Raw genomic sequence first — 21,783 nt, forward strand, 5'->3', positions numbered from 1 at the left:
AGGGTTGATAAAATGCAAGTATTGAAAGTAGAAAATTGCTTCAGGTACTTTTATTCTTCGCCCACAAATTTATCCATTACAGGATCACTTACACCCATATTAGAGAAACCTCCATCATGAAATAAGTTCTGTAAAGTTACTTTCTTAGTTAAATCTGAAAACATTGTAATAGTATAGTCTGCACATTCTAATGCTGTGGCATTACCTAATGGACTCATTTTTTCTGCATATTCTATAAAACCATCAAATCCTTTAACTCCACTACCTGCAGTAGTTGGTGTTGGCGATTGAGAAATTGTATTTACACGAACTTTGTGATCTCTACCAAAGAAGTACCCAAAACTACGTGCAATACTTTCTAAATAGGCTTTATTATCAGCCATATCATTATAGTCTGGAAATACTCTTTGTGCAGCCATATATGTTAAAGCAACAATAGAACCCCACTCACTCATGGCATTTTTGTTATATAACACATTCATAACTTTATGAAAAGATACTGCAGAAATGTCCCATCCTTTTGTAGTGAAATCATATTTTGGATCTGTATAGTGTTTTCCTTTACGAACGTTTACAGACATACCAATTGAATGTAAAACAAAGTCTATTTTACCTCCTAGAATTTCCATAGATTTTTCTACAAGATTGTTTAGGTCATCCATAGAAGTTGCATCTGCTCCAATAACCTGAGAGTTTGTCTTTTCTGCTAAAGCATTTAATTCACCCATTCTTAAAGCGATTGGTGCATTTGTTAAAACGAAAGTTGCACCTTCTTCATGTGCTCTTTCTGCTACTTTCCAAGCAATTGACTGCTCATTTAAAGCTCCAAAAATTATTCCTCTTTTTCCTTTTAATAAATTGTACATAATACTAGATATTCGTTTACTGGTTATTTTTTAGTTGATGGAACAAATATAGTTAATTTAATAACTCTTTTGCATGTGTTAAAGCCGAATCTGAAATGTCTTTACCACTTAACATTTCTGCTATTTCTACCACTCTTTCTTCTGTAGAAAGTTGTTTTAAGTTGGTTGTAGTTACACCTTTAATTTCCTTCTTAAATACTTTGTAATGGTTATTACCTTTTGCTGCAATCTGTGGCAAATGAGTAATTGCAATTACTTGCATATTTTTACTCATCTGTTGCATAATAGCAGCTATTTTATTAGAAACTTCTCCTGAAACACCTGTATCTATTTCATCAAATATAATAGTCGGTAATTGTGTATTTGCAGATAAGACTTTTTTTACTGACAGCATTATTCTAGACAACTCTCCACCAGAAGCAACTTTTTTTAATTCTCCATAGTTCCCTCCTTTATTTGCTGAAAATAAAAACGAAAGTTCATCTTTACCATTTGTAAAATAAGAAGTTGTAGGCTTTAGTTTTATAGAAAAACGAGCATTTTCCATTCCTAAATCTACTAAAAGTGTTTCTAATTCTTTGGTTAAATTAGGTATTGCTTTTGTTCTGTTTTTTGTGATGATTGAGGCAATTGCATCTAATTTATTCGATACAATTTCAATCTCTTTCTTTTTATTATTGATAGTTTCTTCTGCGTTTTCTACCTGAGAAACTTTGTCTTCTAATTCTTCTAGAATAGTTAGTAGCTCCTGGTTAGAATTTACATAATGCTTTTTATGTAAATTATAGATTAATTGAAGTCTATCATTTAATTCCTCAATTTCATTAGGATTAAAATCTACATTTTCATTTGCATTTTCTAATTCTGCAACAATATCATCGAACTCAATTTTTATTGAAGTGATTCTTTCTGATAGATTTTGGTATTCTTTAGAAAAAGTAGATATTTTAGAGAGCCTATTCTCTAAAGAATTTAACAAGTTCTGTAAACCAATTTCTTCATTATCCGATATTTCTAAAGATTCTGAAAGATTTACCTTTATATCTTCTATATTGTTAAGCTTTTCTAGCTTTTCTTCTAATTCTTCTTGCTCATCTGCCTTTATATTTGCTTCATCTAACTCATTGAATAAATGTAAATTGTAATCGTGTTTCTGATTAGCCTCTTTTTGAGCTTGTTCTAAATTTTGAAATTCCTTTTTTAACTGATTTAGTTTTTTGAATTGTACACCGTACTTTTCTAATTCGCTTTGGTTTTTTTCAAGTGCATCTAAAATTGTAAACTGAAAACTATTATCTGACAATTGCATAGTTTGATGCTGTGAATGCACATCTATCAATTTTACTCTTAATTCATTCAAAACACTAAGCTTAACAGGAGTGTCATTCACAAAAGCTCTCGATTTACCTGAAGGTAATATTTCTCTTCTGATAATTGTTTCTGATTCGTAGTCTAAATCTAACTCGTTAAAAAAAGCTTTTAAGTTATAATTCTCTATAGCAACCTTGGCTTCTACCACACATTTTCTTGAGGTATCTTTTAAAGATGACAAATCTGCTCTATTCCCTAAAACCAAACCTAATGCACCCAATAAAATGGATTTACCTGCACCAGTTTCTCCTGTAATTATAGATAAACCAGAAGAAAAATCGATGGCTAATTGATTGATTAAAGCGTAGTTATTTATAGAAAGTTGTGTAAGCAAGTCTACTTATTTTTATAAGTTAAAATTAATGAAATAAAATCAGAAAATTAAAAGAAAATATTACTCAATATTTCTCCACTTTGCATTATTATTTGGAGAAATTCTTTTTAAGGTTGTACTAACATTAGAACTATTTTTAGTTCTTGGGCCATCTGAATAAATATTTACAATCTCATTGGCTTTGGCATCAAAAAAAATTCTAATCAAATAGTTACCTACTGTTTTATTAAACAGTTGCTCCATAGAAAGCACACTGGTTTCTAAAGTCTGTTTTGCAAATTCTTTGTTAGATGCAAAGTTATCCATCCCTTTTATATGATAATCATACAATACCTCTCTATACTTTTTTAATTTTGGTGCTAGTAGATTATCTATCAACAAATAACGATTTTGTTTACCAACTACATTTTGCCAAGAAGCTAAACCACTCTGCTGTGCTTGTAACATGACATTCTGTGCTTCTTTTAATTCGAAATCTCCACCAAATTTTGAGAAGGTATCTGCATCTACTCCTAAAATAGTATATACATAAAAAACAATGGTAGAAATTAAATTACTATCAAAAGCGTTTCTATTGTAATTTAAAGGATCGAACTCATTATAACGAAATGTAAAATCGTTATCCTTAATATTAAGTATTGGTGTTAAATAACTTGAGCCATAAACAGGTCTAGAAGACTGCACTTGCAATGTTGCATTAAATGTATTATCGTTTCTAGAGGTAATAATAACGTTCATTGCACAATCTACCCTTTCCTCCGTTTGAACAACTCTGTCTGTCCATTTTGTTTTATTGATAAATTCTGATAATGCATTTTCTAAGGTTACAAATACTTGTCTATTAGAACCTGCAATTTGTTCGTAATTTATTTTTACCAAACAATTTAATTCTTGTGAAATAATTCCATTGGCAAACAATAACAAAGTAAATAGTACTAATAGTTTACGCATCTAGCTTTAATATAATTTCGTTAATGATGTCTTTAGCAACCTCATCCTTTGATTTTAAATTGAGCGGATTTTCATTAAAATCTTTATCAATAATAGTAATTTTATTTGTATCTGTTGCAAAACCCGCACCTTTATCTCTCAATGAATTTAAAACAATAGCGTCTAAATTTTTACGCTTTATTTTATTTTTTGCATTTTCTACTTCGTTATTCGTCTCTAGAGCAAAACCTACTAAAAATTGTTGCTTTTTGATAGCTCCAAGAGATGCTAAAATATCTTTTGTTGGCGCTAACTCAATAGTTAACGAAGTATCTTTCTTTTTTATTTTCTGAGCTATAACATTTTTTGGTTTATAATCTGCAACTGCTGCAGATAATATTGCTATATCTACATCCTTAAAATATTTATGTGCTTCTACATACATTTCTTCTGCAGCAACTACATTAATTCTACGTATTAATGAATGTTTAATTTGTTGTTGACTTGGTCCAGAAATTAAATACACTTCTGCTCCTAAATTTGCAGCAGTTTTAGCAATTGCAAACCCCATTTTACCTGAGGAATGGTTACCAATAAAACGCACAGGATCTATTGCTTCGTAAGTTGGCCCAGCAGTGATTAATACCTTTTTACCTTTTAATGGTAATTTAGAAAGTACATCTTTCTCTATAAATGAAACAATATCTACTGGCTCAGCCATTCTGCCTTCGCCTACTAAACCACTAGCTAGTTCTCCAGAAGTAGCAGGAATCATAATGTTTTTAAAGAATTGAAGTTTAGATAAACTTTCTATGGTTGACGGATGTTTATACATATCCAAATCCATTGCAGGAGCAAAATAAACTGGACATTTTGCTGATAAGTAAGTTGCTAATAATAAATTATCGCAAACACCGTTTGCCATTTTAGATAGTGTATTTGCAGTGGCTGGAGCAATTAAAAAATAATCTGCCCAAAGGCCTAAATCTACATGATTGTTCCAAACCTCGTTTTTATCTTCTTTATCATAAAAAGTAGAGTTAACAGGGTTTTTAGAAAGTGTGGAAAGTGTAAGAGGTGTTATAAAATCTTTAGACGCAGGTGTCATAATAACTTTAACATCTGCGTCTAATTTTATAAGTAAGCGAACTAAACTGGCTGTTTTATAAGCAGCAATTCCTGCAGTAATACCTAAAAGAATTTTTTTACCACTTAAAACAGACATGGTTTATTCTGCTTCTGGAGTTCTGTAATATACTTTGTCATTTAACCATTCTTCTACAGCAATTGCAGTTGGCTTTGGTAAACGCTCGTAAAATTTAGAAACTTCTATTTGCTCTTTATTTTCAAAAACTTCTTCTAAACTATCATTATAAGTAGCAAACTCATCTAATTTATCTACTAATTCTTTCTTTAAATCAGAATTAATTTGATTTGCTCTTTTAGCAATAATAGATATTGCTTCGTAGATATTCTCAGTTGGCGATTCTATTTCGTCTTTATTATAAGTAATTGTACTTAAAGCTGCTTTTGTATCTTTATAATCCATAATAGTAGTTATTATTTTTAAACTTTCTCTTTTTCCTTTATAATTTCTAAAACTTTTGCAATCCTTATTTCTTCTTTTTGTAAAGTAGACAACATACTGTCAGCATCCTCTAGAAATTTAGAATTAGGATAATTTCTAACCAATTTTTCATATGCTTCAATAGCATCTTTAATTCTTTCTGGTCTTCTTCTTTCTGTACTTTTTAGTACATAATCATGTGCTGCTTTCAATCTATAAAACAAAGCCTCTTCTTTAAATTCTGAACCTAAATAATCAGATAACAAATTATCAAAAGCTTGAATTGCAGCTTTATAGTTTCTCATATCATAATCTGCAGTAGTATAATATACTTTAGCAATATCAAAATATTTTTTTTGCAATTTATATCTCAGTTCTTTATAGTGAGCATTTGCTTCTTCTAATTTATCGGAATCTGGATAATTATTGATAAACATCTGGAAAGCTTCCAATGCCTTTTTTGTATCTGTTGGATCTTTACTTGACACAGGTGAAGCTAATTTATAACTATATGCAGATAAAAAGGCAGCTTCCTCTAACTTAGAACTATTTGGGTAATTTTTTGTAAAACGGTCAAAATAATATCCTGCTGTTGTGTAAGTTTTTACATTAAAATTAGATTGAGCAACCATAAATTGTATTCGTTCCATTTGTGGTTTACCTCTGTAAGCTGGTGTAATTTTCTCAAACAAACGCAATGCCTTGCTAAACTTTTTAGTTTCGTACATTTTTACGGCCATATTGTATTTTTCTTCTACACTACCCTTATTTAACACTTTTTGGTATTCACCACAAGAGTATAATAAAAGACTTAAAGCCAATAAATATGCTAAATTTTTAATTTTTTGCATCCTGCAAAATTATGAATTAATTATGGATAATAAAAGCATTTATTTTTATCAAAATAAAACTCAGTCATTGTTTAATTATGCCCTAAGACTTTATCTTAAATTCAAATAAGACTCAATGAAACAATCGACAATGCAATAATGCATTAAAAAGTCTTAAATTATTAATAAAAAGATACTAAAAGTTTGTTAAGAATTAAAAGGAAGCTACGTAGTTGGCTATCCTTTCTGTTAACTGATTACTAGCTTTTACTAATGGTAAACGTACTTCATTACCACATATCCCTAACTCTTTTAATACAGTTTTAATTCCTGCAGGGTTGTTTTCTTCAAAGATGTAGTCGATAATATCCATCAACTTAAAATGAATTTGATAGGCTTCTTTATTTTCACCTCCTAAACCTAATTGAATCATTTTACTAAATTGATGAGGAAAAGCTTGTCCTATTACAGAAATAACACCTGAGCCTCCTGCTAAAGCTACGCCTAATGCTAAATCGTCATCTCCAGAAATTATTAAAAAATCCTCTGGCTTGTTTTTTAATAAACTATTGTATTGTTGCTGTATGTTACCAGCTTCTTTTACACCTACAATATTGGTAAAGTCATTTGCTAATCTTATAATTGTTGAAGGCTCCATATTTTTAGCAGTTCTACCAGGAACATTATATAAAATTATTGGTAATTCTGTTGCTTCTGCTAAAGCTTTGTAATGTTTATAGAAACCTTCTTGAGTTGGTTTACTGTAATAAGGAGCTACAGACAAAATACCATCTATCCCTGTAAAATCTCTAGTTTTAAATTCTTTAACAACCTCGGCTGTATTATTACCTCCAACACCTAAAACTAAAGGAACTCTATTATTGTTTTCTTTAATAATTAGATCTATAATTTGCTGTTTTTCTTCTTTAGTAATCGTAGCACTTTCTGCAGTTGTACCATTTATTACTAAATAATTCGTACCATTTTTTATATTAAAGTTTACTAACTTTTTAAGTGCTTCAATATCTACAGATAAATCTTCTTTAAAGGGTGTGATTAAAGCTACACCTGTACCAACAAATTTTTGCATTAATTTTATTTTTTTGGATACCACAAAATTACAATATTTAGAAATATGAAATTGTATAATTATAGCAGAATATTAAGAATACACAACTTTAAGATTGAAGTTTAATTTTTTAGTTTTTTTAAGATTTTCAGATACTTTTTTAACTCCTGAAAAAACATCTTATTTGTATTAGTTGGTATGGAAATTTCTAAATCATACAACTGTTGATTTACATTAGAAATTCCTGCTTTAAATTTAGCATCAGAGCGCAATACAGCATTTTCAATATAAATGTTTTTTGAATTAAAAAGTCCGATTAATAAATCAAAAGGCTCTTCTATGAAAACTTTAAAACTAGGTTGCTTAATTTTACCATTCCACTTGAAATCTTTCTCTGTAAAATGCTTATAAGAAACTTCTTGTTTTCTATTATATGGTCTGAAACTATAAATTTTTACATTACTGATGTCTAAAACATCTTCTAATTCTTGTTTTATTTTTAAAATACTATAATTAGCATCTTCTGTTATAACACCAACTGTTTTTATAGAACCACTACTGACTTCTCTATTTTTTTCTTTTAGTAAAAGTAATTTTTTAAAATTTTTATTGATAAATTGTTTTTTCAATTGTTTTGAATGTTTTTTTTAAAACTTCGTTAAATTTATGTGATCTATCGAGTATTACATTAGATTTTTTTTCGATTATCATCAGACTTTGTATCTATCAATTTATTGTAAGGATCTACACCAACCTCTGTAGGTCTGCGATCTACAATAATCGAAATTTTATTATTAATCGCAGTAATTTTATGCTTTTGTAGGTAAATTTCTTTTTCCTTTTTCACTCCATCAACCTCTTCTTCTGCAAAAACACCTATATCAATATAATCGTTTAATTGAGTAGAAAGTATTTCTTTATCTGAGTCTGGTGTTTTATAAATTAAAGTGTCTCCTACTAGTTCTCCATAGAATTTTTTACCTTTTTCATCATTCTTGTATTTAGCTACTTCAAACTCTATATCTACTTGATATTTTCCATTGTCTAACTCTTTCGCCTCCACCTCTAAAATTCTATTTTTGTAAAGTGTAATCGTTTCGAACATATCTTTCATGATGTATTGTAAAGAATCTGGAGTAACCTCTCTGATAAAATCTACCATTTCTATGGATGTAGTATAAGGTGGTTCTTGAAATTTAACTTTTTCTATATACCTTTTTAAAGCTCCATTTAATTTTTCATCACCTATAAAATCACTTAAAGCATAAAAAACTAATGACCCTTTTTGATAACGTATATAACCTTGACCATCATTAAACATTAATGGTTTTTCACGTTTACTTTCAAAGGTCCTTTGTTGTAAATAACCATCTAAAGATTCTTTTAAAAAAGTTCTCATTTTAGATTTACCTAGCTCCTCTTCTAACACTTTTAAAGCAACATATTCAGACATACTTTCAGACAACATTGTGGCTCCTAAAACATCTGCACCAATTACTTGATGTGCCCACCATTGATGAGCAACTTCGTGCACAGTTACTGCATAAGGATAATCTACACCATCATCACTTTCATCATCTACATCTGCTATAAAACCTATACTTTCTGAAAACGGAATTGTATTTGGAAATGATTGCGCAAACGTACCTCCTGTTTTTGGAAATTCTATAATTCTGACTTGTTTGTGTTGATAAGGACTAAAATTTTCTGAATTATAATCTAATGAAGCTTTCATACCTTTCATCATTCTATCTAAATTAAATTCATGTCCTTTATGATAGTAAATTTCTAGACTAATGCCTTTATACATTTCTTTTTCCACTTCATATCTTGCAGAATTGAATGCATAGAAATTTAAAATTTTACTATCCATTTTATAATGGAAATATTTACGACCATCTTCTACCCATTCTTTCTGTAAATATCCAGGAGCTATTGCAATTTGATCTTCTGAAGTAGAAACAGTTGCTTCAAAATCGATCCAATCTGAGTCTTTAGAAATGTAAGTATTGCCTAAAGCTGTTGAATCTGATGGATGAGGACGTAGATTGTTCTTTGGTAAATCGTATTTTTTACGAGTTTGATTGTCTGTCAATTCTCCTGCAGCAGAATATCCTAAATTAGGAAACATTGAGTTATTGATAAATGTTCCATTTTTTCTAATTGGAGAATTTTGACTAAACATGGTATTCTTATCACTTTCTACTGTAACTTTTAACGCTAACGTATCTCCAGGAAGTAAAGAACTGTCAAAATGATAAATATCAAAGTTATGTATGGTGTCTTCTAAAACCAATTGATTAGATCTTGTAAATTCAAACGTACTTTTGGCTGCATTATGATTAAGAAAAACGCTATCTATAACTTGGTTTGTTTTGTTAACCATTTGCATAACTGCAGAAGCTTTAAACGTTCTTTCTTTAGGATAAATATCTACGTTAGTTTTAACAGCTATAATTCTTGGTTGTTTATAATCTTCGTATTTTTTATATTTCTTTTCCCACTCAACTCTTCTTTTTTCGATTTCTTTACCAGTAAAGCTTTCTTTATCGATATTATTTTCTTTAAAAATGGTAAAACCTAATCCTAAGAAAGCAACTAAGAATATGATAAAAGTTGTAGAAATTTTTCCTGTTAATCTATTTTTAGCAATAGCAAAACGTTCTGCAAAAGAAAACGGAATTCCACGAACCCAAAAAGACAAAGCCACAATAATTAAAGTGATACCTCCTAAAAGCCAATAGGTTTTGTACCATAAGTAAGGGCCTAAAGAAAAACCATAACCATTCATGTCTGAATAACTAAAACCTGGGCCTTCATTGTATTTAAAAATAGCTTGCTCTAAACCAATAAAAGATAATAAAGGCATACCAACTGCTATGATTAATAATGCAAAAAGACCTAAATATGGGTTTCTAATTAACGTTTGAATAAAGAGCGCTAGCAAAGCCCAAACTATATAGTTAAGAAAATCTAACACATACAATTCATAAATATAATGACCAATTTCAAAGTTATAGTAGCCTTTGTATATCTGAAATATAATTCCAGAAATCATAATTACACTTACCAACACCAATTGCATTTTTAATAGTGCAATTAACTTAGAAAACAATAAAGACCAATTAGGTATTGTAGTAGCATCAACCAAATGATTTACTCTTGCAATTTGTGCTCTTTGTACTAATAAACCAGCATATAAAAATGTACAAATGTTTATCGATAAAACAAAAACACCACCTCCATTTAGCATTTGCCAAGTAACAGGTAAAGTTTGAGTACCAAAAATACTACCCGCTGTAAATAAACCTACCACAATTAAAAGAACACCTACTAAAACTATAGAAATAAAAGGCCAACTTTTAATGATGTATTTAAAATCGATGTTCGATAACCTCCAAGTAGCTTTTAAGTTTTGAGCTAAAGAATAATCATGCGTAACTTTAGGTAAGTTAATTTTAGTAATTCCACTGTAATTTCTTTTTATAATTCTTTCTCCTTTTACTTTTCTAAAAGAAAATGAAATTGCATTCTGACTGAATGAAAAGATTTTATACACCAATCCAAAAATAATTGCAGCAATTAAAGACCACAACATACGATTGTAAATAATCATAGATTCTACAGGAATTTGCATGCTGTTTTGTTCTGACATAGTCCAATATTCTGTATAATAAGAAATTGATGCAGAACCGAAAGGATCTAAAATTGCAGCCAACATTTTATAATCAGCCTCCATTAAATTACTTATAACTACAGCTTGTGCAAACATTAAGATAATGACTGTAATAAAACCAGCTGCTATATTTCTTGTGAATGTTACAATTGCAAAAACGATGGCACCAAAGAAAACTACATTTGGAAAAATAAAAAGCAAATAGGTTATTAGGTAGGTTAAAAGACTAAACGGACCTACAATATCCGGGTTTGTACCTGGAAAACGAAAACCGATTATCATTCCTAAACCAATTCCTAAAACGATTATAGAAACTACAGTAATTCCACTTAAAAATTTTGCAAATAAATAATTTGCCTTTGTAAAAGGATAGGAATATAAAATGGTATGCATTTCACTTTTATAATCTCTATATACAGAAACACCAATTATGGAAGGAAATAAGAAAAAAATAAATGTAGTTAAACCATTAAATAAGCCATTAACCCCAATTGGCGAGTTAACAATTCTAGAAGAACCTGTAGTTACAGTAATAAAATCCCAAATACCAGCAGAGGATGCTGAGAAAAAGAAGGCTAAAAAAATAAAAATAGCCAAGTAAATATAGAAAGCTGGCCTACCAAACCAGTATTTTAATTCTTGTTTATATATTGTAGAAAACATTTTTTTGATGTTTAGATTGTTTGATGATTTGATTTCTTAATTCGTAAAGATTTAGATAAATAAATTCTTAGATTACATTTTTTGTAATTCAAAAATCTAAGGACCTTTTAAGCTAACTCTGGTTCATCTTGTTTTAATGCAATAAAGTAAACATCATCTAATTGAGGAGTTGCTTCAAAAAATTCTTCAGCTGGCTTTTCTTCTGCATGCACTCTAATATTTAGTGTATTGTCTTGGTTATAATTTGATGATAAAATAGAGAACATTTTTTCATTTGCTTCTAAATCATCTCTCTCAATAATTTTTGTCCAAATTTTACCTTGTAATTCTGCAGTTGCTTCTTGAGGAGTGGTATGCTTTAAAATTTTACCACCATTTAAAATGGCCATTTCATTACATAGTTCTTTAACATCTTCTACAATATGTGTAGAAAAAATTACAGTACAATTAGTACCTACTTCTCTTAAAACATTTAAAAATCGATGTCTTTCTGCAGGATCTAAACCAGCAGTTGGTTCATCTACAATAATTAGTTTTGGATTATTTAAAAGCAATTGTGCAATTCCAAAACGTTGTTTCATACCTCCAGAATAACCTGCAACGTGTTTATATCTTACATCATATAAATTTGTAATTTTTAAGACTTCTTTTACCAATTTTTCACGATCAGATTTTTTTGCAACACCTTTTAACGTTGCAAAATAATCTAGTAAATCTTCTGCAGACATTTTTGGATACACACCAAATGATTGAGGTAAATATCCCAACACTTTTCTTAAAGACATTTTATCTTCTAACACATTAACATCACCAAAAGTAATGCTACCTGAATCAGGACTTTGTAATGTTGCAATGGTTCTCATTAAAGAAGATTTACCTGCTCCATTTGGACCTAAAAGACCAAACATACCTATACCAATTTCTATACTTAAATTATCGATTGCTTTTACTCCGTTTTTATAAGTTTTCGTTAAATTCTGTACGCTTAATTTCATGTTAGTTTGGTTATAGTTTTTTTTTAATTTTAATTCTAGAAGATTTTGCAATGTTTCCTTCTTCCCTCTCATTTTCGAAGATAGTATTTACATAATCATAATTGTCTAAATTTAATAAATACTCTTTTACTTTAGTGATTATAAATTCAGCATAATTATTCAATTCTTGATTATTAGGCAATTCTTGTTCTGCAAACTCAAAAGTTAAGTTTAAACCTCTTTCTTCAAGACTATTATTTTTCTTTGTAAAATAAGTTCCAATTGCTAAATCATCAAAATCGAGTTGTTTTTTCAACTCTTTTTCAAATCCAGTTTTTCCTATTTTAAAATCAGGATGAAAATCTGATGTCCCTTCAACTATCGTAGTACAATTTACAAGCAGTAACACAACATTTATAAATAAAGTAGTTTTTAAAATTTTCATAGTTTTTTTTGATTGATTTAATAATTCTACTATAAGTGTATTAATCAGCTATAATATTACGATATTTAAGATTAAATTGTAAGAAAAGTTGAAAAAACGTTTTATTTTTACAAAAAACAGAATAGATATTATGTCAGATAAATCAATATTAAATAAAGAATCGCTAACGTTTTTAGAGAAATATTTAAATAATGCATCTCCAACTGGTTATGAATGGGAAGGTCAAAAAATTTGGATGAACTACCTAAAACCTTATGTAGATGAATTTATTACAGATACTTATGGTTCTGCTGTAGGTGTTATAAATCCAGATGCAAAATACAAAGTAGTTATAGAGGGCCATGCAGATGAAATTTCTTGGTATGTAAATTACATTACAGATAATGGTTTAATTTACGTGATAAGAAATGGAGGATCAGATCATCAGATTGCACCAAGTAAAATTGTAAATATTCATACTAAAAAAGGAATTGTAAAAGGTGTTTTTGGATGGCCTGCAATACATACTAGAGATAAATCTAATGAACAAGCTCCAAAACCAGATAATATTACCATTGATGTTGGTTGTGCAAACAAAGAAGAAGTCTTAGCATTAGGCATTCATGTTGGTTGTGTAATTACATACCCAGATGAATTTCATATTTTAAATGGTGATAAGTTTGTCTGTAGAGCTTTAGATAACAGAATGGGTGGTTTTATGATTGCTGAAGTAGGTAGATTGTTAAAAGAAAATAACATAAAATTACCATTTGGACTCTATATTACCAATTCTGTGCAAGAAGAAATAGGTCTGCGAGGTGCAGAAATGATTACGCAAACAATAAAGCCTAATGTAGCCATAGTTACTGACGTAACTCATGACACAACAACACCAATGATAGACATGAAAAAAGCGGGTCATTTAGAATTAGGAAAAGGTCCTGTTATAGCATACGCACCTGCTGTACAACAAAAATTAAGAGACTTAATCATAGGTACAGCAGAGGCTAAAGAAATACCTTTTCAAAAATCTGCACTTTCTAGATCAACAGGTACAGATACAGATGCATTTGCTTATAGTAATGGAGGTGTTGCATCTGCTCTAATTTCTTTACCTTTAAGATACATGCATACCACTGTAGAAATGGTTCATAGAAGTGATGTAGAAAATGTAATTAAAATGATTTACGAAGCATTATTACAAATTAAAGACGGAGATACTTTCTCTTATTTTGAATAAAGAATAAAAAAAACCTCACAGATTTTAAACATCTGTGAGGTTCTATTATAAAAATAATGGACGAGTATATAGACATACTAACTTCTGAAGGACAACTAACAGGAAAAATTGCCTTAAAATCTGATGCTCATAAACATGGTTGGTTTCATGCAACTGTGCACATTTGGCTCTTTACATTAAATAAAAAAATATTGCTTCAAAAAAGGTCACTAACCAAAAAGGTATTTCCTGGTTTATGGGATATTTCTGTTGCTGGACATATTGCTGCTGGTGAAACAATTTTAGCTTCAGCAAAAAGAGAAATCTTAGAAGAAATTGGCTTAGAAATTAAAAAGTCTGATTTGGTTAAAATAGGAACAAGAATTCATCAAGTTTCACATGCAAATGGCATTCAAGACAATGAACATCATCATGTGTTTATAGCTGAATTAAAAGCGCCAGTTTCTGAATTAAAAATTCAAGAGGAAGAAGTAGCTGATATTAAATTATTCGATTTATCTGTTTTAAAATCAACAAAAAACCTCGAAAACGTATTGCTATCCAGATTCCATGATTATTATGTTGATGTTTACAACAAGATTCTAGAATATTTAAAAAACAAAACAAAATAATAGTATTATTAAAATTACTTTTTAGGCTTCTCAAAAAATGAATCTGCTAATTTAGCTTTACTTGCTAAAGGCAATGTAAATTCTTTTGAAGGCCTTGATGGTTCTGTTGGCATACCTTTATCATCTTTATTGTACCAAGTAATTTCTTTTGGTAAAATTAAGTCATTTACATTTTCCCACTTACTGTATTTAATTAAATTATACCTATTGCTTGGTTCTTTAGAATTAAAAGTAACTGTGTACGCTAACCATTCCATTTGAAAGTTTTTTGGATTGTAATACACAATGTAATTGTCATCTGGAGAAGTACCAATATTTGCTTTATAAGAAATTTTAAAACCAGGGTATTCTATACCTTCAAAAGAAATTGAATCTGCTTTTTCATAAATAATACCATCATCTGCTAACACAAATGGCATTGCATAAAAGTAAAAATATAAGTTATAGTAAAATTCAGGATTCCCTTTGTAATCACCTTCATTCTCTTCATCTAACCAAACTTCACTACCATTAAAACCTAATGAATATTTGGGAGAATTTACGACTGTTTTTCTCGATTTTAAATCTGCTGTATGCGCTTCTTCTCCTTTATTAAATGATAAAACCTGCAAACTATTCCAAGTTGCTAAACCTCCATGAGTTTTAAAAACTTTAGCTAGTTCTTTTGGAATGTTTTTGTTTACTTCAGATTTAATCTCTGTTTTATTTTTATCCTCAGTTTCTTTTTTAAACTGTTTCTTACAAGAAACTATGGTAATTGCTAAAATAAATACAATTGCTATTTTTTTCATTAATTGGTTTTTTGAATATTTAAATTTTTGATTGATAGGTATACAAATCAAAATACCTGCCTTTTGCCTCAATCAACTCATCATGTGTACCTCTTTCTACAATTTTACCAGATTCTATTACTAAAATTTGATCGGCTTTTTTAATTGTACTCAATCTATGAGCAATAACTATTGTTGTTCTGTTCTTTATTAATTCAGATAAACTTTTCTGAATCAATGCCTCACTTTCTGTATCTAAACTTGATGTTGCTTCATCTAAAATTAGAATTCTGGGATCTGCTAGAATGGCTCTTGCAATTGCCAAACGTTGTCTTTGTCCTCCAGATAATTTTACACCTCTTTCTCCTATTAATGTATCTAAACCGTCATCAAACCTGTCTGTGAATTCGTTTACATAAGCTGCATTCACAGCATTTTGCAATTCTTTATCAGTTGCATCTGGTCTTGGAAAAAGAATATTTTCTCTTATTGTACCTTCAAATAGAAATTCGTCTTGTAAAACAACTCCTAAATTTTTACGATAACTAGACAGTTTTACTTTAGACATATTTTGATTATCTATAGTTATTTTACCAGATTTCGGATTTAAAAATGTTGCTGATAAGCCTGCTATTGTAGATTTACCAGAACCAGAACTACCCACTAAAGCAGTTACAGAACCTGCAGGAACTTGAAAATTAATATTATGTAGCACTTGTTTACCAGCTTCATAGGAAAAAGAAACATCATCAAAATTAATTTCACCATCAACTTTATCTAATTCTATAGTTCTGCTTGCATCATCTTCTTCAGCAGCCATATTCATTAATTCTTCAGTTCTATCTAAACCTGCTAATGCTTCTGTAAGTTGACTACCAATATTACTCATCTGTACAATTGGAGCCACCATAAAGGCTAATAGAAATGTAAACTGAATAAAATCTCCAAATGTTAAGGTTTCTTCTATCATATAATAACCACCAATTCCCATAACTCCGGTTGTTGCTAAGCCAATTAAAAAAGTTGAAGAACTTGTCATTATTGCAGTTGCTGTCATGCTTTTTTTAACATTGATAAAAATATCTGCAACACCTTTTTCGAAGATTTCACTTTCTTGTTCTTCTGCATTAAAAGCCTTAATAACTCGAATTCCACCTAAAGTTTCCGTTAAACGTCCATTTACCTCTGCGTTTATTTTACCTCTTGCCCTAAAAATAGGACGAATGTATTTAAATGATTTTAAAGCAATTAATCCAAATATAGATAATGGAACAAAGGTAAAAAGCGTCATCCAAACATTCATGTTAATCAAAATAACCAGCGTTACAATTGCTGTAAAAGAACCTCCAATTAATTGCACTAAACCTGTTCCAATTAAGTTTCTAACTCCTTCAACATCAGTCATAATTCTAGAAACTAAAGCTCCAGATTTGGTGTTATCGAAAAAACTAATAGGTAAGGTTAATACCTTTCTTTGCACCTCTGCTCTTAATTCTGAAATTAAATATTGTGCTTGTATACTTAATACTTTGGTCAGTAAAAAAGAGGTAATAGCTTGTACAGAAATAGCACCTATAACAATAGCTATCAAAGAGTATAATTGACTGTAATCCTTATTAGGTACAACCTCATCTAACAACACTTTACTTTGTAAGGGTAAAACAAAACCAGATAAACTTCTAATAACTATTAAAATTAGACCAACAAAAACTAGGTTTCTTCTTGGCCAAATAATAGTTTTAAAAGCTTGTTTTAAGGTTACTTTTGGCTTTCGTTTTCCTTTTGATGATTCTTTAAAATGCTGCATATTTTATATAGGTCAATTTACATGCCAAAAAAAGAAATCTGACATAGTTGCAAATTTAGTCTAAATTAAAAGACCCCGTAGATAAAAAGCTATGATGTCTAAGAAGAATTTAAAAATAAGCCTTTAAGAAACTTAGTTTTTGTAATCCATTTAAAAAATATTACAATCTGTTGTCAATAATATTTTGAACAACTTCTGGATTTAAAAGAGTACTAGTATCTCCTAAATTATCCATTTCATTTGAGGCAATCTTACGTAAAATACGTCTCATAATCTTACCTGAACGTGTTTTTGGTAAGCCCTCAGAAAACTGAATTTTATCTAATTTAGCTATCGGCCCAATTCTATCTGAAATTAACTGATTAATTTCTTTTCTTAAATTATCATGCTTTCTACTTTCTCCAGTATCTTTTAAAGTAATGTAACCATAAAGAGCACTCCCTTTAATATCGTGAGGAAAACCAACAATAGCAGACTCAGCAATAGCAGGATGCTCATTAATAGCGTCTTCTATAGGTGCAGTTCCTAGATTATGCCCAGATACAATAATTACATCATCTACTCTACCCGTAATTCTATAATAGCCTACCTCGTCTCGTAAAGCGCCATCGCCTGTGAAATATTTATTTTCGTAAGCAGAAAAATAGGTTTCTTTATAACGTTGATGATTTCCCCAAATTGTTCTTGCCATACTTGGCCAAGGATATTTTATACACAATCTACCCTCTACCTGATTGCCTTTTAATTCTTGTCCATTTTCATCCATTAAACAAGGTTGAATTCCTATAAAAGGTAAAGTTGCATAGGTTGGTTTTGTTGGCGTTACATAAGGAATAGGAGTAATCATAATACCTCCTGTCTCTGTTTGCCACCAAGTATCAATAATTGGACTTTTCTTTTTTCCAACAGTATCATTATACCAATGCCAAGCTTCTTCATTTATAGGTTCTCCTACAGAACCTAATACCTTTAAAGAAGATAAATCGTATTTATCTACTAATTCAGTTCCATGTTTTGCCAAGGCTCTAATTGCTGTTGGTGCAGTATAAAATTGATTTACTTTATGTTTTTCTACAATTTCCCAAAAACGCCCAAAATCTGGATAGCTAGGTACACCTTCGAACATTACAGAAGTTGCTCCGTTTGCTAATGGCCCATAAACAATGTATGAATGCCCAGTAATCCAACCAATATCTGCTGTACACCAATATACATCGTTCTCTTTATATTGAAATGCGTTTTTAAAGGTATATGCAGTATATACCATATAACCTGCAGTTGTATGGACCATTCCTTTTGGTTTTCCTGTGGAACCAGAAGTGTATAAAATAAATAAAGGATCTTCTGCATCCATTATTTCTGCTTCACATTCAATTGATGCTTTGTCTAATAAAGGCTGTAACCATTTATCACGTCCTTCTTTCATTTGGATATCTGAATTGATTCTTTTGGCAACCAAAACAGTTTCTACTGCAGCACAGCTTTCTAAAGCTTCATCTACAATCCCTTTTAAATCGATCATTTTTGAACCTCTGTAAGACCCATCTGAAGTAATCACTAACTTACAATCACAATCATTAATTCTTGTTGCCAATGCTCTTGAGGAAAAACCTGCAAAAACTACAGAGTGTATAGCTCCAATTCTTGCACAAGCTAGAGTTGCTATTGCCAATTCAGGAATCATTGGTACATAAATACAAACACGGTCTCCTTTTTGAATTCCATTTTCTTTTAACACATTTGCAAATTGATTTACTCGACTGTGTAAATCGTTATAAGTAATATGTTCTGCTGCTTCATTTGGATCATTAGGCTCAAATAAAATAGCTGTTTTATTTCCTCTCGTGGCAAGATGCCTATCAATACAGTTTTCTGTAATATTTAATTTTGCACCTTCAAACCATTTTATTTCTGGTTTAGAAAAGTCCCAATCTAAAACTTTACCCCATCTTTTTTGCCATCTAAAATGTTCTTCGGCAATTTCTTTCCAAAAATTTTCTGGCTCTCTTACAGATTTACGATATACTTGAAAATATTCTTCTAAATGTTTAATATGGTAGTTACTCATAATGGATTTGAAGGTTTTAAAACTTTATAAAAATAGAAATTTATTTTCTCTTTTAGAGTTCTAGCTACTTAATTTTAAATAATAAAATATATCTCTAATGTAGCAAACCAATTATTTTTGATTTAATTTTTTCTACATACAGCAGTATATTATCGCTAAAAAGCAAATTTTACAGGAATAGATCAGCTTATTTTATAGAGAATAATATATTTGTTACTTATGAATATGGATTTAATTATTACCTTAATTATAAGTAATTGGCATATTATTTTGCTTTTTTTTATTGTAGCCATTTTATACTCATCAGTAGGTTTTGGAGGTGGTTCTAGTTACTTAGCAATTTTGGCTTTAACCAGTCTCGCTTATACGCAAATTAGAGCAACTGCCTTGCTTTGTAATATTGTTGTAGTATCTGGAAATGTCTTTATCTACTATCAAAAAAAGGAATTAAACATTCCTAAAATACTACCTCTTGTTTTATTAAGTATTCCTTTTGCTTATTTAGGAGGCTACTTAAAAATTAGTGAGAATTTCTTTTTTATTCTACTTGGAATAACTTTGATATTTGCTTCTATAACCATTTGGATCTCTAAAAAAATAATAACATCAACCAAATCAGTAAAACAAAACAACAGCGAAAAAAATGGAGCAATTGGTGGTTTAATTGGTTTTATTTCTGGAATAGTTGGTATTGGAGGAGGCATATTCTTGGCACCTATATTACACCTTATCAATTGGGATTCTCCAAAAAAAATTGCAGCTACAGCAAGTGTATTCATCTTTGTAAATTCCATTGCAGGTTTTATTGGACAGACATCAAATCCTGATTTTCAAATTGATTGGAATTTAACTTCAATTCTTTTGATTATCGTATTTGTAGGTGGCCAAATTGGAAGTAGAATTAGCAATAACTTTTTTACACAAATTCAATTTAAAAAAGCAACTGCTGTTCTTATAGCATTTGTAGGACTTAAAATTTTGTATGATTTTATTTTCTAATTTTAATTTGAGTTCAAATTATTTTGGATAACGATTTTTTTATACCTATTGAAGAAATATATTTGGAGAATCAGCTAAAAAATGAACAATGTCAGAAAATATTTTTACACTATTAATACTAGTAATTTTACAAGCTGTTCTTGGCTTTGATAATTTACTTTACATTTCTTTAGAATCTAAAAAAGCACCTTTAGAAGAACAAAAACGAGTACGTAAAGTTGGTATTCTAATTGCTTTTGCTCTAAGAATAGGATGGTTTTTTCTATTAGTATCTATTATTGATTATTTTCAAGAACCATTTGCTTTTTTATCTGGAAGCATAAAAGATGTAGTAGAATTTGCTTTTAATAGGCATAATATTATTGTTTTAATTGGAGGTGGATTCATTATTTATAAAGCCATTAAAGAAATATGGCATTTGATTGGAACACCTGATTTAGAAAATTCAGAAATGGTAAACAGTAAATCTAAGAAAACAGCAATTGCAGTAATTGTAAGTATTGTTATCATGAATTTAGTTTTTTCCTTTGATTCAATTTTAGCTGCAATTGGCCTAACAAGTGAAATTGAAAACCCTACAACTGCCTTTATAAATATGGCAATAGCTATTGTTGCAAGTGGTTTGTTAATGTTATTTCTTGCAGATAGAGTATCAACCTTCTTAGCTAAAAACAGAATGTTTGAAGTTTTAGGTTTATTCATTCTTTTTATTGTAGGTATAATGTTAGTTATTGAAGGTGGACATTTAGCTCATATAAAATTATTTGGTAATGAAATTGTGCCAATGAGTAAAACTACTTTCTACTATGTTATTGCAATTTTGGTTATTGTGGATATTGTGCAAGGAAGATATCAAAAGAAACTGCTGCTAGAATCTGAAAAATAAAAATTGTAAAAGTATTTCTTTTGAAGTGCTTTTTTTATGACTGAAAATATTTTGTTTAGTTTATGTATAATTTTATTAAACATTTTTAGTAAATCAATGCTTAACCTTTGTAGTAAATCTAAAAAACGTATTATGAAACTAGCGTTTAAACTTACATCTTTTCTATCAGTAACATTTTTATCTTTCTTTTGTATATCATCAAAAAAGGAAGAAATAAAAGTAGCTGAAGTAGAGGTTGAAACTAAAAAATAAGTTGTAGAACAGAAAGAAACAATTGTAACAATTGCTGCTTCTAATGACAACTTTACAACTTTAGTTAATACTTTAAATAGTGATGGTCATTTTACAGTTTTCGCACCAGTAAATGAAGCATTTGATAAATTACCTGAAGGTACGGCTACTACTTTATTAAAACCAGAAAATAAAGAAGCATTAACATCTATCTTAACATACCATGTAATTTCAGCGAAATTTATGGCAACAGATGTTATAAAGGCAATTAATGATAATAATGGTAAATTCATGATTAAAACTGTACAAGTCGCTATGATTACTGCATCTTTAAATAATAGAAATGTAATTTTAACTGATGAAAAAGGAGATAATTCTACAGTTGTTATGACAGATGTTGATGCATCAAACGGAGTTATTCATGCAATTGACTCAGTAGTAATGCCTAAATAAGGTATTTATAAAAT

General features: G+C 29.6%; 19 protein-coding genes. 5 read left to right on the top strand and 14 right to left on the bottom strand.

Annotated features, from left to right (window positions below; genetic code table 11):
• Positions 1-50: 50 nt before the first annotated feature.
• From Q0L44_RS09585 to Q0L44_RS09635, 11 genes are all read right to left on the bottom strand, one after another.
• A complete protein-coding gene (locus Q0L44_RS09585) occupies positions 51-866 on the bottom strand; it encodes an SDR family oxidoreductase (RefSeq protein WP_015482375.1) in 816 nt (271 codons plus the stop codon).
• Positions 867-918: 52 nt separating this feature from the next.
• A complete protein-coding gene (gene recN, locus Q0L44_RS09590; protein ID WP_296637904.1) occupies positions 919-2,571 on the bottom strand; it encodes a DNA repair protein RecN in 1,653 nt (550 codons plus the stop codon).
• 60 nt (positions 2,572-2,631) lie between these two features.
• Positions 2,632-3,522 (bottom strand): DUF4835 family protein, encoded by an 891-nt coding sequence (locus tag Q0L44_RS09595; protein WP_296637905.1) that lies wholly within the window; start codon positions 3,520-3,522, stop codon positions 2,632-2,634.
• The gene (gene coaBC / locus Q0L44_RS09600; protein ID WP_296637907.1) at positions 3,515-4,726 is read right to left on the bottom strand and encodes a bifunctional phosphopantothenoylcysteine decarboxylase/phosphopantothenate--cysteine ligase CoaBC; all 1,212 of its coding nucleotides are present in this window, start codon (positions 4,724-4,726) and stop codon (positions 3,515-3,517) included. Before coaBC ends, Q0L44_RS09595 begins: the two co-directional genes overlap by 8 nt.
• A gap of 3 nt (positions 4,727-4,729) precedes the next feature.
• Positions 4,730-5,050 carry a DNA-directed RNA polymerase subunit omega gene (locus Q0L44_RS09605; RefSeq protein WP_296637909.1) on the bottom strand — a complete coding sequence of 107 codons (321 nt, stop codon included), beginning with the start codon at positions 5,048-5,050 and terminating at the stop codon, positions 4,730-4,732.
• Positions 5,051-5,067: 17 nt separating this feature from the next.
• Complete coding sequence (gene bamD / locus Q0L44_RS09610; RefSeq protein ID WP_296637910.1) at positions 5,068-5,919, bottom strand: outer membrane protein assembly factor BamD; 852 nt, start codon at positions 5,917-5,919, stop codon at positions 5,068-5,070.
• Positions 5,920-6,112: 193 nt separating this feature from the next.
• Positions 6,113-6,988 carry a 4-hydroxy-tetrahydrodipicolinate synthase gene (gene dapA, locus Q0L44_RS09615; protein WP_296637912.1) on the bottom strand — a complete coding sequence of 292 codons (876 nt, stop codon included), beginning with the start codon at positions 6,986-6,988 and terminating at the stop codon, positions 6,113-6,115.
• Positions 6,989-7,089: 101 nt separating this feature from the next.
• On the bottom strand, positions 7,090-7,596 hold the full coding sequence (locus Q0L44_RS09620) for a hypothetical protein (protein WP_296637914.1): 507 nt from the start codon (positions 7,594-7,596) through the stop codon (positions 7,090-7,092).
• Between the two features lie 59 nt (positions 7,597-7,655).
• A complete protein-coding gene (locus Q0L44_RS09625; RefSeq protein ID WP_296637915.1) occupies positions 7,656-11,306 on the bottom strand; it encodes a M1 family aminopeptidase in 3,651 nt (1,216 codons plus the stop codon).
• Between the two features lie 107 nt (positions 11,307-11,413).
• A complete protein-coding gene (locus Q0L44_RS09630) occupies positions 11,414-12,301 on the bottom strand; it encodes an ABC transporter ATP-binding protein (RefSeq protein WP_296637917.1) in 888 nt (295 codons plus the stop codon).
• Positions 12,302-12,311: 10 nt separating this feature from the next.
• Entirely contained in the window at positions 12,312-12,725 is a 414-nt protein-coding gene (locus tag Q0L44_RS09635) for a hypothetical protein (RefSeq protein ID WP_296637919.1), read from the bottom strand.
• A 130-nt stretch (positions 12,726-12,855) separates the two neighbouring features.
• On the opposite strand from Q0L44_RS09635, the gene Q0L44_RS09640 reads away from it, so the two are divergent.
• Both Q0L44_RS09640 and Q0L44_RS09645 read left to right on the top strand, forming a co-directional pair.
• Positions 12,856-13,944: a M42 family metallopeptidase gene (locus Q0L44_RS09640; protein ID WP_296637920.1), complete on the top strand. Its 1,089-nt coding sequence runs from the start codon at positions 12,856-12,858 to the stop codon at positions 13,942-13,944.
• A gap of 56 nt (positions 13,945-14,000) precedes the next feature.
• Positions 14,001-14,555, top strand: a complete 555-nt coding sequence (locus tag Q0L44_RS09645) for an NUDIX domain-containing protein (RefSeq protein ID WP_296637922.1) — start codon at positions 14,001-14,003, stop codon at positions 14,553-14,555.
• Positions 14,556-14,569: 14 nt separating this feature from the next.
• On the opposite strand, the gene Q0L44_RS09650 is transcribed toward Q0L44_RS09645, so the two are convergent.
• The 3 genes from Q0L44_RS09650 to acs form a co-directional block, all read right to left on the bottom strand.
• Positions 14,570-15,346, bottom strand: a complete 777-nt coding sequence (locus Q0L44_RS09650) for a DUF6503 family protein (protein WP_296637924.1) — start codon at positions 15,344-15,346, stop codon at positions 14,570-14,572.
• A 19-nt stretch (positions 15,347-15,365) separates the two neighbouring features.
• Positions 15,366-17,132, bottom strand: a complete 1,767-nt coding sequence (locus tag Q0L44_RS09655) for an ABC transporter ATP-binding protein (RefSeq protein WP_296637925.1) — start codon at positions 17,130-17,132, stop codon at positions 15,366-15,368.
• Between the two features lie 160 nt (positions 17,133-17,292).
• Positions 17,293-19,200 carry an acetate--CoA ligase gene (gene acs, locus Q0L44_RS09660; RefSeq protein ID WP_296637927.1) on the bottom strand — a complete coding sequence of 636 codons (1,908 nt, stop codon included), beginning with the start codon at positions 19,198-19,200 and terminating at the stop codon, positions 17,293-17,295.
• Positions 19,201-19,425: 225 nt separating this feature from the next.
• On the opposite strand from acs, the gene Q0L44_RS09665 reads away from it, so the two are divergent.
• The 3 genes from Q0L44_RS09665 (at position 19,426) to Q0L44_RS09675 (ending at position 21,769) form a co-directional block, all read left to right on the top strand.
• The gene (locus Q0L44_RS09665; protein ID WP_296637928.1) at positions 19,426-20,199 is read left to right on the top strand and encodes a sulfite exporter TauE/SafE family protein; all 774 of its coding nucleotides are present in this window, start codon (positions 19,426-19,428) and stop codon (positions 20,197-20,199) included.
• Positions 20,200-20,287: 88 nt separating this feature from the next.
• The gene (locus tag Q0L44_RS09670) at positions 20,288-21,085 is read left to right on the top strand and encodes a tellurium resistance protein TerC (RefSeq protein ID WP_296637930.1); all 798 of its coding nucleotides are present in this window, start codon (positions 20,288-20,290) and stop codon (positions 21,083-21,085) included.
• A gap of 282 nt (positions 21,086-21,367) precedes the next feature.
• On the top strand, positions 21,368-21,769 hold the full coding sequence (locus Q0L44_RS09675; protein ID WP_366085434.1) for a fasciclin domain-containing protein: 402 nt from the start codon (positions 21,368-21,370) through the stop codon (positions 21,767-21,769).
• Positions 21,770-21,783: the final 14 nt, after the last annotated feature.

Origin of the sequence: Polaribacter sp., assembly GCF_024639685.1 — a bacterium.
Lineage (GTDB): Bacteria > Bacteroidota > Bacteroidia > Flavobacteriales > Flavobacteriaceae > Polaribacter.

Coding starts and splice junctions, on each gene's coding strand:
- Q0L44_RS09645 (WP_296637922.1), top strand. CDS start 14,001: ATGGACGAGTATATAGACATACTAACTTCTGAAGGACAACTAACAGGA.
- dapA (WP_296637912.1), bottom strand. CDS start 6,988: ATGCAAAAATTTGTTGGTACAGGTGTAGCTTTAATCACACCCTTTAAA.
- Q0L44_RS09670 (WP_296637930.1), top strand. CDS start 20,288: ATGTCAGAAAATATTTTTACACTATTAATACTAGTAATTTTACAAGCT.
- Q0L44_RS09635 (WP_296637919.1), bottom strand. CDS start 12,725: ATGAAAATTTTAAAAACTACTTTATTTATAAATGTTGTGTTACTGCTT.
- acs (WP_296637927.1), bottom strand. CDS start 19,200: ATGAGTAACTACCATATTAAACATTTAGAAGAATATTTTCAAGTATAT.
- Q0L44_RS09655 (WP_296637925.1), bottom strand. CDS start 17,132: ATGCAGCATTTTAAAGAATCATCAAAAGGAAAACGAAAGCCAAAAGTA.
- Q0L44_RS09640 (WP_296637920.1), top strand. CDS start 12,856: ATGTCAGATAAATCAATATTAAATAAAGAATCGCTAACGTTTTTAGAG.
- Q0L44_RS09630 (WP_296637917.1), bottom strand. CDS start 12,301: ATGAAATTAAGCGTACAGAATTTAACGAAAACTTATAAAAACGGAGTA.
- Q0L44_RS09605 (WP_296637909.1), bottom strand. CDS start 5,050: ATGGATTATAAAGATACAAAAGCAGCTTTAAGTACAATTACTTATAAT.
- Q0L44_RS09625 (WP_296637915.1), bottom strand. CDS start 11,306: ATGTTTTCTACAATATATAAACAAGAATTAAAATACTGGTTTGGTAGG.
- Q0L44_RS09665 (WP_296637928.1), top strand. CDS start 19,426: ATGGATTTAATTATTACCTTAATTATAAGTAATTGGCATATTATTTTG.
- Q0L44_RS09650 (WP_296637924.1), bottom strand. CDS start 15,346: ATGAAAAAAATAGCAATTGTATTTATTTTAGCAATTACCATAGTTTCT.
- Q0L44_RS09595 (WP_296637905.1), bottom strand. CDS start 3,522: ATGCGTAAACTATTAGTACTATTTACTTTGTTATTGTTTGCCAATGGA.
- Q0L44_RS09585 (WP_015482375.1), bottom strand. CDS start 866: ATGTACAATTTATTAAAAGGAAAAAGAGGAATAATTTTTGGAGCTTTA.
- coaBC (WP_296637907.1), bottom strand. CDS start 4,726: ATGTCTGTTTTAAGTGGTAAAAAAATTCTTTTAGGTATTACTGCAGGA.
- bamD (WP_296637910.1), bottom strand. CDS start 5,919: ATGCAAAAAATTAAAAATTTAGCATATTTATTGGCTTTAAGTCTTTTA.